Raw genomic sequence first — 12,910 nt, 5'->3', positions numbered from 1 at the left:
CACTGGCAGAAAACTTTTTATTTTTTTCATTGTCTACTTGACGGGAAGCAGTTCATGGTGCCCAGCCTGCCTGTTTTTTTGATTTGTTGAAAAAGTACGGTGACAAAGGGCGGGCAACATGGTAAAATAACGTTTGTGCCTCCCAAGGGGCGGCGCAATATTCGTATAAAGGATGAAGATTATGGAAACTGATATGACAAAGGGCAGTCCGCTTCCGATTATTTTAAGGTTCATGCTTCCCTTGATGATCGGAAACATTTTCCAGCAGCTTTACAACATGGCGGATACCATTATTGTGGGCCGTTTTGTGGGCCCTGATGCCCTGGCTGCGGTAGGTTCCACAGGAACCATCATGTTTCTTGTTCTGGGCTTTTCCCAGGGTATGAGCACGGGATTTTCCGTCCTCACCAGCCAGCGCTTTGGGGCGGGAGATGAAAACGGAACAAAGAGATCGGTAGCCAACGGAATACTTTTATCCGCATTTGTTATCATTATTATGACTGCTTTAAGCCTTTCCGGAATGAGATCTCTTCTCAGGCTTATGAATACTCCTGAGAATATTATGGAGGATGCTTATACTTATATATCCATCATCTGCATGGGAATTGTGGCAAGTGTACTTTACAATCTGCTTTCCTCTTACTTGCGTTCAGTGGGAAACAGCCGGATTCCTCTATACTCCCTGATCCTTTCTGCTTTCTTAAATGTGGCGCTGGATCTGTTCTTTATTATAAATTTAAATATGGGAGTTGCAGGAGCAGCATGGGCCACCAATATTTCCCAGGGGATATCGGCAATTCTCTGTATCGTATATATTTACAAAAAGGTGCCGGTTCTGACTCCGGAAAAAAAGCACTGGAGGCTTGATAAATGGGATACGAAGCGCCAGCTTTCCATAGGAATTCCAATGGCACTCCAGTTTGGAATTACAGCTTCGGGAACCATAGTCATGCAGTCCGCCATTAACCTGTTCGGCTCCACTGCAGTTGCGGCTTATACTGCTGCAAATAAATTCCAGAACTTAATCATGCAGGGAATGATCGCAATGGGGCAGACTATGGCTACTTATTCCGGTCAGAACTTTGGAAAGGGAAATATAAAAAGAATCCGCCAGGGTGTCAGGCTTGCTTTGGGAACCACCATGGTCTACAGCCTTCTTTGCTCTGTTCTGGCTGTCGTGGGACTTCCTTTTATATTAAAGCTGTTTTTCTCAGGAGAGGTGGATATTGCAGATATGCTGCCCTGGGCAAAGACCTATATTTATATATGCGCGGCTTTTTATATCCCTCTTTCCACGATTTTTATATTCAGAAACACCATGCAGGGTTGCGGCTACGGATTTCTGCCCATGATGGGAGGAGCGGCGGAGCTTTTAGCCAGGCTGGTCATGGCGGCTTTTGCCATCGGATTTTTAAACTATCCCCTGGCCTGTGCCTGCGATCCTGCGGCCTGGATCAGTGCTTCTTTATTTACCGCAATTGCATACCGCCATATTATGAAAAAGAATCTCACTGCCCCGGAAGCTGCTTCAGACGGCTGATTTTTTTCCGGTTTTAAATTTCTTATATTTATTATTGATTTATAGATTAATATTTAGTATATTATGTAATAGATTATCTTAGGCGGAAACGAAAGGGGAATCAAGATGATAACAGTAGCTGTAGATGCCATGGGCGGCGACTATGCACCAATTGAAATGGTTGCAGGAGCTGTAGAGGCTGTAAACGCGAATAAAGAGATCCGGGTTCTCTTAGTAGGGCAGGAGCATATTGTATCGAAGGAGCTTGAAAAGCATACCTACTCAAAGGACCAGATACAGATTGTGAATGCGTCAGAGGTAATCGAAACGGAAGAACCTCCGGTTAATGCCATACGAAAGAAGAAGGATTCTTCCATCGTTGTGGGAATGAATCTGGTAAAACAGAAGGAGGCGGATGCGTTTGTTTCAGCCGGCAGCTCAGGAGCTATCCTGGTTGGCGGGCAGGTCATTGTCGGGCGGATAAAAGGTGTGGAAAGACCGCCGTTAGCCCCCCTTATCCCTACGGAAAACGGAGTTTCCTTATTGGTGGACTGCGGAGCCAATGTGGATGCCCGTGCCTCACATCTGGTGCAGTTTGCCAGAATGGGTTCTCTTTACATGGAGCATGTGGTGGGCATTAAAAATCCCAGAGTGGCGATTGTTAACATCGGTGCAGAAGAGGAAAAGGGCAATGCGCTTGTGAAGGAAGCATTTCCGCTGTTAAAGGAATGCAAGGACATTCATTTTACCGGAAGCATTGAGGCCAGAGAGATTCCCAGAGGCGGAGCAGATGTCATTGTTTGTGAGGCATTTGTGGGCAATGTAATCCTGAAACTTTATGAAGGAGTGGGAGCAACTCTCATAAGCAAGGTAAAGAGCGGCATGATGGGAAGCTTAAGAAGCAAAATCGGAGCCCTGCTTGTAAAGCCTGCTTTAAAGAAAACCTTAAAATCCTTTGACAGTTCCCAGTACGGAGGAGCGCCGCTTTTAGGGCTCAATGGACTGGTGGTAAAGACCCATGGGAATTCAAAGAGATCAGAGGTGAAGAACTCCATACTTCAGTGTGTAACCTTCAAGGAACAGGGCATTAATGATAAGATAAGAGAAAGTCTTAGAATTGAAAATGAAGAAACGCCCTCCGGGCATACCATTATGCCTGAAAAGCATGGGCAAGAGTAAGTAAATCAAGAATAGGAGAGAGGAAGGAAAAGAAATGGAATTTGAGAAGTTACAGAACATTATTGCAGAGGTATTGAATATTGAGGCTGATGAGGTGACCATGAACGCAACATTTGTAGACGATCTTGGCGCTGATTCCCTTGATGTGTTTCAGATCGTTATGGGCATTGAGGAGGAATTTGACATTGAAATTCCGACTGAAGTGGCAGAAAACATCGTAAGTGTCAGTGACGCAGTAGAACAGATCAAGAATGCTTTAAATTAATAGATGTGGGTGCTGCCGGGACTTTCAGGTCTGTATGCAGCACCTTATTTTATAATGAGGGTTGAAAGGAGTATCGAATGAGCAGGAATTTAAAAGAACTGGAAGCGTGTATTGGATACGTTTTTTCGGACAAGCAGCTGATGAAACGGGCAGTGACCCATAGTTCCTATGCAAACGAGCACCGTTTAAGCAAGATGGAATGCAATGAAAGGCTGGAGTTTTTAGGTGACTCTGTGCTGGAAGTGGTTTCCAGTGATTGCCTGTATCACAAGTATCCGGAGAAACCGGAGGGAGATTTGACTAAAATACGGGCCAGCATTGTCTGTGAGCCGACTTTAGCTTACTGTGCCGAGGCGTTAAAGCTTGGGGAATATCTTCTTCTTGGCAAGGGCGAGGAAGGAACCGGCGGAAGGGGACGGGCATCGATTGTGTCGGATGCCATGGAAGCGCTCATAGGAGCCATTTATCTGGACGGTGGTTTTGCTAATGCAAAAGAGTTTATCCTTCGTTTCATCATGAATGATCTGGAACATAAACAGCTCTTTTATGATAGCAAGACTATCTTACAGGAGATCGTACAGGGCAGGACAGATGAGCCCTTAAGCTATGAGCTTTTGCAGGAGAAGGGACCGGACCATAACAAGGTGTTTGAAACCCAGGTTCTTATCGGCAAAAAGGTCATCGGAAAAGGGGCCGGAAGGACGAAAAAAGCAGCGGAACAGGTGGCTGCCTATCACGGAATTCTGGAGCTTAAGAGCATGGAGACGGTCCCAGCGCCCAAAAGCAAGGACAATAATGCGGGAAAGAAAGGGTAACTATGTATCTGAAAAGCATTGAGGTACAGGGCTTTAAATCATTTGCCAATAAGATCATCTTTGATTTCCATAACGGAATCACAGGAATTGTAGGCCCTAACGGCAGCGGCAAAAGCAATGTTGCCGATGCTGTGCGCTGGGTTTTGGGAGAGCAGAAGGTAAAACAGCTTCGAAGCTCCAACATGCAGGATGTGATTTTTTCCGGAACTGAGATGAGAAAACCCCAGGGCTTTGCTTATGTGGCCATCACTCTGGACAACTCAGACCATCACCTTGCCATTGATTATGACCAGGTGACGGTTTCCAGAAGAGTGTACCGCTCCGGGGAAAGCGAATATATGATCAACGGGAGTGCCTGCCGTTTAAAGGATATTTATGAGCTGTTTTATGATACGGGAATTGGAAAAGAAGGCTACTCCATCATCGGGCAGGGGCAGATCGATAAAATCTTAAGCGGAAAGCCGGAAGAGCGCAGAGAGCTGTTTGATGAGGCGGCCGGAATCGTGAAGTTTAAGCGGAGAAAGGCTATTGCCCAGAAAAAGTTAGAAGATGAAAAACAAAATCTGGTTCGTGTCAGCGACATCCTCTCAGAGCTGGAAAAACAGATAGGCCCCCTGGCCAAGCAGTCTGAATCGGCAAGGGAATACCTTCGTTTAAAGGAAGAACTGAAAAAGTACGATGTCAACCAGTTTTTAATGGAAACGGAAAGCCTGCGGATTCAGATTAAGGAGAGCGGGGAAAAGGAAGCCATCGTTTCCAGGGATTTAGAAGAAACAAGGCAGATATCAGAAGGAATACGGGAAGAATATGAGGCGCTTGATGCCTCTTTGACAGAGCTGGATGAGGCCATTGACCGGGCCAGGAATGAAAAAAATCAATCCGACATGGCAATGGGAAACTTAGAAGGCCAGATCAACGTATTGAGGGAGCAGATCAATACGGAGCAGATGAATGCAGAGCATATTGCAGGCCGTATCCGCACCATACATACCGAAATTGAGGCCAAAACCGTCCAGTCTTCCTCCTATGAAGAGGAACGGTCCCAGATCGCGGAACAGGTAAAGGCAGCGGCAGGAAGGCAGAAGGAAGCAGAAGCTGCCTTAAATGAGTCGGATGAAAAAATCCGTCTTCTGGAACAGCAGATTGAAGATGGAAAAGGCGGTATCATCGGAATCCTCAATGAAAAAGCTTCCTTCAGCGCCAGACAGCAGCGGTATGAAACCATGCTGGAGCAGGTAAATGTACGGCGTTCCGAGGTCTGCCAGAAGCTGTTGAAATACAAGAGCGATGAGTCGGAGCAGGACGAACGGCTGGCAGTCCTTGAAAGTGAGGCCGGTGAAATTGAGTCGGCGATTTCTGAGAGGGATGAAGCCAGAGCCTCCAGCGAAGCCAGGACAGAGGAATTGGAACAGGAAGTCCGCAGGCTCAACAAAAATTTAAACAACAAGCAGCAGGAATACCACACCAGCTATACGAAGCTGGAGTCCCTCCGGAACATTGCAGAGCGGTATGAGGGCTACGGCGGCAGCATCCGCAAGGTCATGGAGGTAAAGGACCGGATTCACGGCATTCACGGAGTTGTGGCAGATTTAATTACAGTTCCTAAAAAGTATGAAATTGCCATTGAGACCGCACTTGGCGGCAGTATCCAGAATGTTGTGACGGACTCCGAGCAGACGGCCAAGCATCTAATTGAATATTTAAAGAAAAACCGGTTTGGGCGTGCGACTTTCCTTCCCCTTACCAGCATTGGAAACAAGAATTCCTTTCATCAGGAAAAAGCCCTGGCAGAGCCGGGAGTTCTGGGTCTTGCCAGTTCTTTAGTAGAGGCAGATCCCCAGTATGAAGGCCTTCTCACCTACTTATTAGGGCGGGTGGTGGTGACAGAGACCATTGACCACGCCATTGCACTGGCAAAAAAGTTTCAGTATTCCCTGCGGATCGTAACTTTGGAAGGAGAACTGATCAGTGCAGGCGGTTCCATGACAGGCGGTGCCTTTAAGAATACCAGCAATTTGCTGGGACGAAAAAGGGAAATGGAAGAACTGGAAGAAGCCTGTACAAAAGCTCTGGTTGATGTGGAGCGGCTGGAAAAGGACCTGGTGATGAACGAGGGACTTTTGGCGGAAAGCCGGGAAGAACTTGGAAAAATACAGACAGAAATACAGCAGCTTTATTTAAAGCAAAATACGGTTAACTTAAGCATACGCCGGGCAGAAGAAAAGAAGGCGGAGATAAAGGAATCCTATGGAGATTTAGAGCGGGAAAACGGCCAGCTTGAAGATCAGATACGGGAAATCAGTGCCAGCAGGAAAGACCTTTCTGAAGCAGTGGGAAGGCTGGAAAAGCAGAATCTGGAAACCTCAGACCAACTGGAAAACTTTCAGCACCTTCTGGAAACAGCCAGGGCGGACCGGGAACAGCATTATAAAAATTTATCCGCAATTCAGATGGAGGCTTCCGGCCTAAAGCAAAAGGATGATTTTGAACAGGAAAATATCCGCCGTGTGAAGGAAGAAATCCGCCGCTTGGAGGAGGAACTTTCCGGCCTTTCAAACGGCACCACTGATTCAAACCGGATCATCGAAGAAAAGCAAAGGGAAATCCAGATTCTGAAAGACAGGATTGAAGAGGCAAAAGCCCGTGCAGAGGTACAGGAACAGCTTGTAAAGGAAAAGGCTGCTGTCAGGGAAAATAAATCCAAAGAACAGAAGGAATTATTCCGGAAGCGGGAAGAACTGACAGAGCGGATCAGTCTCTTGGATAAAGAATTGTTCCGTCTGCAAAGCCAGAAGGAAAAGCTGGAGGAACGGCTGGAGGGCCACGTGGATTACATGTGGAGCGAATATGAGCTGACCTTTTCAACGGCAGAGGCTTTGCGCAATGAGGAGTGGACTTCCCTGCCTCAGATTAAATCCATGATCGTCTCCCTGAAAGAGGATATCCGAAAGCTTGGTCATGTCAATGTCAATGCCATTGAGGACTATAAGGAAATATCCGGGCGCTATGAATTTATGAAAACCCAGCACGATGATCTGGTGGCCGCAGAAGGCACACTCTTAAAGATCATTGAAGAACTGGATACGGGAATGCGAAGACAGTTTGAAGAAAAATTCCGGGAGATCCGCCAGGAATTTGATAAGGTGTTCAAGGAATTGTTCGGAGGCGGACGGGGAACCTTAGAACTGGTGGAAGAGGAGGATATTCTGGAGGCAGGAATCCAGATCATATCCCAGCCTCCCGGAAAGAAGCTTCAGAACATGATGCAGCTTTCAGGAGGAGAAAAAGCTCTGACTGCCATTGCCCTTTTGTTTGCAATCCAGAACTTAAAGCCATCTCCTTTCTGCCTTTTGGATGAGATTGAGGCGGCTCTTGACGATTCCAACGTAGACCGTTTTGCAAAATATCTGCACAAGCTGACAAAGTATACGCAGTTCATTGTCATTACCCACAGGCGCGGTACCATGGTGGCTGCGGACCGCCTGTATGGAATTACCATGCAGGAAAAGGGCGTTTCAACGCTAGTATCTGTTAATTTGATTGAAGAAGATTTAGAAAGTTAAGGAGACCGACTATGGGTGAAAAAAAGGGGTTCTTTGGAAAGCTGGTAGCTGGACTGCAAAAGACAAGGGATAATATCATCGCAGGAGTTGATTCCATTTTCAGCGGCTTTTCAGCCATTGACGATGATTTTTATGAAGAAATAGAAGAAATCCTCATTATGGGAGATCTGGGAATCCAGACTACAACGTCAATTGTAGAGGATTTAAGAAGGAAGGTTAAGGAAAACAACATCAAGGATCCGGCAGAATGCAAACAGCTCCTTATGGACAGCATTATGGAACAGATGGATCTGGGAGAAAATGCCTATGAATTTGAAAACCGGAAATCCGTTCTTTTGATCATCGGTGTAAATGGGGTGGGAAAAACCACTTCCGTGGGAAAGCTAGCAGGGCAGATGAAGGATGAGGGGAAAAAGGTGATCGTTGCCGCAGCCGATACCTTCCGGGCGGCAGCCATTGACCAGTTGACGGAATGGGCCAGGAGAGCAGGGGTGGATATCATTGCCCAGCAGGAAGGATCTGACCCGGCAGCCGTTGTCTTTGATGCTGTGGCTGCGGCAAAATCAAGACAGGCCGATATTTTAATATGTGATACGGCAGGCCGTCTGCACAACAAAAAGAATCTTATGGAAGAGCTTAAGAAGATCAACCGAATCATTGACAAGGAATATCCGGAAGCCTACCGGGAAACCCTGGTGGTATTAGATGGAACCACCGGGCAGAATGCTCTTGTGCAGGCAAAGCAGTTTATGGAAGCTGCAGATATTACCGGCATTATTCTGACAAAGCTGGATGGAACAGCCAAGGGAGGTATTGCAGTTGCCATACAATCTGAGCTGGGAATTCCTGTAAAATACATTGGAGTCGGAGAAAAGATTGATGACCTGCAGAAGTTCAACGCAAAGGAATTTGTAAATGCATTGTTCCATGTAGAAGAGAAAGAAGAGGCGTAACGTATGTTGACATTGGAAAAGTTTGAAGAAGCATCAGAGGTTGTTAGTAAAATCACCCTGGAAACAAAGCTCATATACAGTGAGTATTTTTCCGCCCAGACCGGGAACAAGGTGTTTTTTAAACCGGAAAACCTTCAGTATACCGGTGCTTATAAGGTGAGAGGTGCCTATTATAAAATCAGTACCTTGACAGAGGAAGAAAAGGCAAAGGGACTGATTACGGCTTCCGCAGGCAATCACGCCCAGGGTGTTGCATATGCAGCCAAGCTGGCAGGCATTCCTGCAACCATCGTCATGCCTACCACAACTCCTCTGATGAAAGTAAACCGGACCAAAAGCTATGGGGCAAAGGTTGTTTTAGAAGGCGATGTATTTGATGAAGCCTGCGACCGTGCCTATAAGCTTGCAGAGGAGCTGGGGCTTACCTTTGTCCATCCCTTTAATGATCTGGAGGTGGCTACCGGACAGGGAACCATTGCTATGGAGATTGTCAAGGAGCTTCCCACTGTTGACTACATCCTGGTTCCAATTGGCGGCGGCGGTTTGTGCACAGGAGTTTCTGTTCTGGCAAAAATGCTCAATCCCAAAATTAAGATCATAGGCGTGGAGCCGGCAGGTGCCAACTGTATGCAGGAATCCCTGCGTCAGGGAAAGGTGGTTGAGCTGCCGACAATTAATACCATTGCTGACGGTACTGCGGTAAAATGTCCCGGAGACAGGATTTTCCCCTACATTCAGGAAAATGTGGATGAGATTATCACCATTGAAGACTCTGAACTGATTGTGTCATTTCTCGATATGGTGGAAAATCACAAGATGATCGTAGAAAATTCCGGCCTTCTGACTGTTGCCGCGTTAAAGCATATGAACGTGCAAAATAAAAAGGTGGTTTCCATCTTAAGCGGCGGAAATATGGATGTGATCACCATGGCTTCTGTTGTACAGCATGGACTGATTCAGAGAGACCGAATCTTTACCGTATCCATTCTTCTTCCCGACAAACCGGGCGAGCTGGCAAAGGTTTCCACCCTTCTTGCAAAGGAGCAGGGCAATGTAATCCGCCTGGAGCATAACCAGTTTATCAGCATAAACAGAAACTCTGCCGTAGAGCTTCGGATTACACTGGAGGCATTTGGAACAGAACATAAGAATTCTATTATGGCAGCTCTTATGGCTGAAGGTTACAGGCCTAAGCTGGTGAAGTCAAAGGGAACTTACTCAGAATAAGATTGATTTAATGATAAAAGACAGAAGCAAAATGAAATCGTTTTAACGATTCTTTTGCTTCTGTCTTTTGAGATTTTAACGAATTTTAAATTACAACTGATCCAGGGCCTTCTGCACTTTTTTTATCATACGAACTGAGACCGTGTAGGTTTCCTTGTTATTCATGATAATAATTGCATCTTCCCTGGAAAAAGAAGCCACGTGTTTGAGGTTGATGATGGCGGACCGGCTGCACTGGCAGAAGGAAGGGCTTAAGGCTGCCTTTAATTCCTTTAAGGAGCCTGGTATCTGCCGGATTCCGGTTTTGGTGTGAATGGTGATTTTGTGGTAATCATCTCCGGTGGTGACGGCAATAATATCATTCTGGTCCAGAACAAGAGAGGTTTTATCAATCTTTATGGATAGCAGCCTGTCAGAGGACTCCAGCTGGATTTTGTTATTTCTTTCTGCATTTTGTATACAAGCACAAATCTGTTCAGCCAGCTTCTTGAAGTCATCCTTTGCAATGAAATCCATGGCTTCTACTTTGTAGCGGAATGTAAGAACAGCCATTTCGCTGTGAGTGGTTACAAAGACAATGTATCCACGTGGATCATACTTGCGTATTTCCTGTGCAAGCTCAATTCCATTTTTCTCTGCCTTCAAATCAATATCGAGAAAATAAAGCCCTGTAATATTGGAATGTTTTCTCATGTAAAGCAGTTCTTCCGGGCTTGAAGTAGAGCAGTAGAGCTGGGATTCTGTCAAGTTCATCAATAAATATTTCTTTATAATATTTTCCCAGTTCCTTAATTGTTTCTTATCATCTTCACAAAGGTATATTTGGATCATTCTTTACTCCTGGGCAATCGTCTGCTTTAAGATCAGTTCCTGTGTGAAATAAGGTTCTTCATAGTTCGTGTTCCAAAGGACGTTTCTATAATTTTTTAACACCATATCTACATTAAAAAGTCCGATTCCCCTGTCTTCGCCTTTTGTTGAAAATTCATGACTGCGGAGATTGGCTATGGCATAGGGCAGGGGAAGGGCGGTGTTTTGAATGATGAGATAGAGGTCACCATCCTTATAAAACATACAAAAATGTACTTCTTTTTTCTCTGTTTCCATAGCAGCCTCCATGGCATTATCTAAAAATATACCGGCAACCCGGCACAAATCCAGACAGTCCATGGGTAATTGATTAATGGTCTCCTGCAGTTCTATTTCCAATTTGATGCCTGTTTCTATCATATAGACAAATTTGGAAGAAAGGAGACTTTTCAGGGCAGTATCTTTTATGTAGGAAAGAAGGCCCAGCTTGGTATCTGAAACGGAAAATGAGTGACTGATGGGAAGGATACTTTTTTCGTAATATTCCTTTAGTCCTTCCATATCCTTTTCGTTCGTAAATTCTGACATGGTGCTGAGTATGTTTATGTAGTCATGCTTAAATTTACGCATAGCGACATAAGAGCTTTCCACACGTTCAGTGTAAACACGAAGGTTTTCAAACTGCGCTATACGGTGTTTGTATGTCTGTTCTTTTATTGCGGCTTTGTAAACGGAGTACATGAGACATACTGTAATTATGAACAGCAGCAGGAAAATGATTCCGTTTAGTGCAATGACACCGTAGTTATAGCCCAGGCGTTCTCCATAGGAGAAGTTAAATATATAAAGTAATACCAGAAGAAAAAGGTCAATAAAAATAGCTTTCAACAGGTAAGGGTCGCTAAAATACTTTGTGATATTCAGCTTTTTATGTAAGTGGATTCCGATCAATTTTGTTGTGATTCCGCAAAAAACACAGTAGACACAAGAAAAAATAATAAGTAAAATGTGGTTTTTTAGCAGTGCCTCCATGTCCATTTTAAGGATAAAGCCTGTTGCCCACATGAACACATAATTAAATGTGATTGTATAAAAATAGCCAAATAGAAAACAGGACAAATTTAAAAAACGGTTCTCAGCAAATAAATAGATTAAAAGCATGAGTCCTAAAAAGGTAATGAATGTACTGGCTTGTCCATAAATCTGATTAAGAAGAAAAATGGTGCCAAAAGCATATAAAAATATAATCAATCGTTTAAGGATTGCTAATTTATTAGGAAGCAAATGTACGCAGAAAAAATAATCGCATAATGCTCCTGTAAATGTATAAATAAAATAAGTCATAGGATATCTCCTTAACGGTAGATGTATGGATATATTTTACATTGTTATAAATAGAAAGTAAAGGGAATTGTATGAAAAGCAAAATCATTTTACATTTAGGAAGAAAAACGATACGGAAATTACAAAAATATTTTGTTGGATTAAAAGTGTGATAATATATTAGCAAAAGGTGGTGATAAAATGAGCATTTCTCAAATTGCTGTCGGTTTTTGCTATTGGTTAAATAAGATAAGTCCCAAAAGTCCAGAAGAGAATGAAGCAATTCAGTATGGCATGGAGTTACTCTTGGATAATGTTATAAAAATTATTGCTATTTTATTTATTGGAATTGTTTTGGGAAAAGGATTTGAGACAGCTGTGGTTTTGTTTGCATTTTGCGGATTGAGATTACAGGCTGGCGGCATTCATGCAAAAACAGGATGGGGATGTGGATTCAGCATATTTCTGATCTGGGCAATATCAATTTTGGGAGATGTGTTTTTTGATATAAAGGCATGGTTTTTGCCATATATCTATGTTGTTTCTATATTTATTATTGCTTACTGTGTCCCAAGAACAATGAACATTGAATATTTTAGTTCACAGGATAAATTTAGAAAAAAGGTATATTCTGCCGTTTTTTTGACTTTACTTATGACAGTTGCTTTTTTTAATCAGGCTCTTAGAGGGTTGATTATTTACCCAGTTATTTTGGAAGTTCTAACATTGCTTCCTAAAAATAAAATAAATGTCAAAGGAGAAAACATATGATGAAGAAGATGGCAGCAGAAAAGTTACAAAAAGTATTAGCAAAAATATCCATTAATTCAATAGGGAGAAGCATCCCTGCTACAATTTATGAGAGAAAAATTCCAGAAGCAGTATTGAAAATGCGTAAAGAAAATTCCAAATAAGGAATTTTACTACTGCTGGCGTATAACGTTAAATCAATGGTAAAATATATTCTATTTATAAAGGATTATTTATAGAACATGTGATTTATAAAAGGTTTTAGAGTGAAATCAAAGTTGTGCGAAAGCAGCAAGGAATCATTTAAACTCAGATGTTTGACATAGATAATAAGGAGATATTGGATACATAATAAAATTACAGGAATATCACCGCTATTTCAGACAATCCAGGTTTACATTGGTTCAGGGGAGAAAAAAATGAGGATTAAATATAATCTTTTGTTGAAACTGATTAGGAATCAGGCAGGCGAAAGGATTCAAATTGCACGGTGAGCAACTTTGAAA

The 12,910-nt window shown here is 43.5% G+C and carries 11 protein-coding genes; 9 read left to right on the top strand and 2 right to left on the bottom strand.

All coding sequences use genetic code 11. The annotated features are described in order from the left end of the window. Window positions 1-181 precede the first annotated feature (181 nt). The 7 genes from V7M78_RS20885 to ilvA all read left to right on the top strand — a co-directional run bounded on the left by V7M78_RS20885 (window position 182) and on the right by ilvA (window position 9,521). Entirely contained in the window at window positions 182-1,540 is a 1,359-nt protein-coding gene (locus tag V7M78_RS20885) for an MATE family efflux transporter (RefSeq protein WP_333652785.1), read from the top strand. Between the two features lie 105 nt (window positions 1,541-1,645). Next, window positions 1,646-2,698, top strand: coding sequence for a phosphate acyltransferase PlsX (plsX, locus tag V7M78_RS20880; protein ID WP_333652783.1), 1,053 nt, complete (start codon window positions 1,646-1,648; stop codon window positions 2,696-2,698). Window positions 2,699-2,732: 34 nt separating this feature from the next. Then, window positions 2,733-2,963, top strand: coding sequence for an acyl carrier protein (gene acpP, locus V7M78_RS20875; RefSeq protein ID WP_158379215.1), 231 nt, complete (start codon window positions 2,733-2,735; stop codon window positions 2,961-2,963). A 77-nt stretch (window positions 2,964-3,040) separates the two neighbouring features. After that, window positions 3,041-3,778 carry a ribonuclease III gene (gene rnc, locus V7M78_RS20870; RefSeq protein WP_333652779.1) on the top strand — a complete coding sequence of 246 codons (738 nt, stop codon included), beginning with the start codon at window positions 3,041-3,043 and terminating at the stop codon, window positions 3,776-3,778. A gap of 2 nt (window positions 3,779-3,780) precedes the next feature. Further along, window positions 3,781-7,341, top strand: a complete 3,561-nt coding sequence (gene smc / locus V7M78_RS20865; protein WP_333652777.1) for a chromosome segregation protein SMC — start codon at window positions 3,781-3,783, stop codon at window positions 7,339-7,341. A gap of 11 nt (window positions 7,342-7,352) precedes the next feature. Further along, window positions 7,353-8,294, top strand: coding sequence for a signal recognition particle-docking protein FtsY (gene ftsY / locus V7M78_RS20860; RefSeq protein WP_333652775.1), 942 nt, complete (start codon window positions 7,353-7,355; stop codon window positions 8,292-8,294). A gap of 3 nt (window positions 8,295-8,297) precedes the next feature. Further along, entirely contained in the window at window positions 8,298-9,521 is a 1,224-nt protein-coding gene (gene ilvA / locus V7M78_RS20855; RefSeq protein WP_333652772.1) for a threonine ammonia-lyase, read from the top strand. A gap of 90 nt (window positions 9,522-9,611) precedes the next feature. Here ilvA and V7M78_RS20850 read toward each other — a convergent pair whose 3' ends face one another. Beyond that, window positions 9,612-10,352, bottom strand: coding sequence for a LytR/AlgR family response regulator transcription factor (locus V7M78_RS20850; protein WP_333652770.1), 741 nt, complete (start codon window positions 10,350-10,352; stop codon window positions 9,612-9,614). Between the two features lie 3 nt (window positions 10,353-10,355). Next, a complete protein-coding gene (locus V7M78_RS20845; RefSeq protein ID WP_333652767.1) occupies window positions 10,356-10,961 on the bottom strand; it encodes an ATP-binding protein in 606 nt (201 codons plus the stop codon). 894 nt (window positions 10,962-11,855) lie between these two features. Here V7M78_RS20845 and V7M78_RS20840 point away from each other — a divergent pair. Beyond that, window positions 11,856-12,425 (top strand): accessory gene regulator B family protein, encoded by a 570-nt coding sequence (locus tag V7M78_RS20840; RefSeq protein WP_333652764.1) that lies wholly within the window; start codon window positions 11,856-11,858, stop codon window positions 12,423-12,425. Further along, window positions 12,422-12,568 carry an exodeoxyribonuclease V subunit alpha gene (locus V7M78_RS20835; RefSeq protein ID WP_333652761.1) on the top strand — a complete coding sequence of 49 codons (147 nt, stop codon included), beginning with the start codon at window positions 12,422-12,424 and terminating at the stop codon, window positions 12,566-12,568. Before V7M78_RS20840 ends, V7M78_RS20835 begins: the two co-directional genes overlap by 4 nt. The last annotated feature ends 342 nt before the right edge of the window (window positions 12,569-12,910 follow it).

Origin of the sequence: Lacrimispora sp., from assembly GCF_036758025.1 — a bacterium.
Taxonomy (GTDB): domain Bacteria; phylum Bacillota; class Clostridia; order Lachnospirales; family Lachnospiraceae; genus Lacrimispora.
The sequence above is the reverse complement of the archived record's forward strand: the minus strand, read 5'-3'. Positions and strand labels throughout refer to the sequence as shown.

Coding starts and splice junctions, on each gene's coding strand:
- V7M78_RS20840 (WP_333652764.1), top strand. CDS start 11,856: ATGAGCATTTCTCAAATTGCTGTCGGTTTTTGCTATTGGTTAAATAAG.
- V7M78_RS20885 (WP_333652785.1), top strand. CDS start 182: ATGGAAACTGATATGACAAAGGGCAGTCCGCTTCCGATTATTTTAAGG.
- ilvA (WP_333652772.1), top strand. CDS start 8,298: ATGTTGACATTGGAAAAGTTTGAAGAAGCATCAGAGGTTGTTAGTAAA.
- V7M78_RS20845 (WP_333652767.1), bottom strand. CDS start 10,961: ATGCGTAAATTTAAGCATGACTACATAAACATACTCAGCACCATGTCA.
- rnc (WP_333652779.1), top strand. CDS start 3,041: ATGAGCAGGAATTTAAAAGAACTGGAAGCGTGTATTGGATACGTTTTT.
- plsX (WP_333652783.1), top strand. CDS start 1,646: ATGATAACAGTAGCTGTAGATGCCATGGGCGGCGACTATGCACCAATT.
- ftsY (WP_333652775.1), top strand. CDS start 7,353: ATGGGTGAAAAAAAGGGGTTCTTTGGAAAGCTGGTAGCTGGACTGCAA.
- smc (WP_333652777.1), top strand. CDS start 3,781: ATGTATCTGAAAAGCATTGAGGTACAGGGCTTTAAATCATTTGCCAAT.
- V7M78_RS20850 (WP_333652770.1), bottom strand. CDS start 10,352: ATGATCCAAATATACCTTTGTGAAGATGATAAGAAACAATTAAGGAAC.
- acpP (WP_158379215.1), top strand. CDS start 2,733: ATGGAATTTGAGAAGTTACAGAACATTATTGCAGAGGTATTGAATATT.
- V7M78_RS20835 (WP_333652761.1), top strand. CDS start 12,422: ATGATGAAGAAGATGGCAGCAGAAAAGTTACAAAAAGTATTAGCAAAA.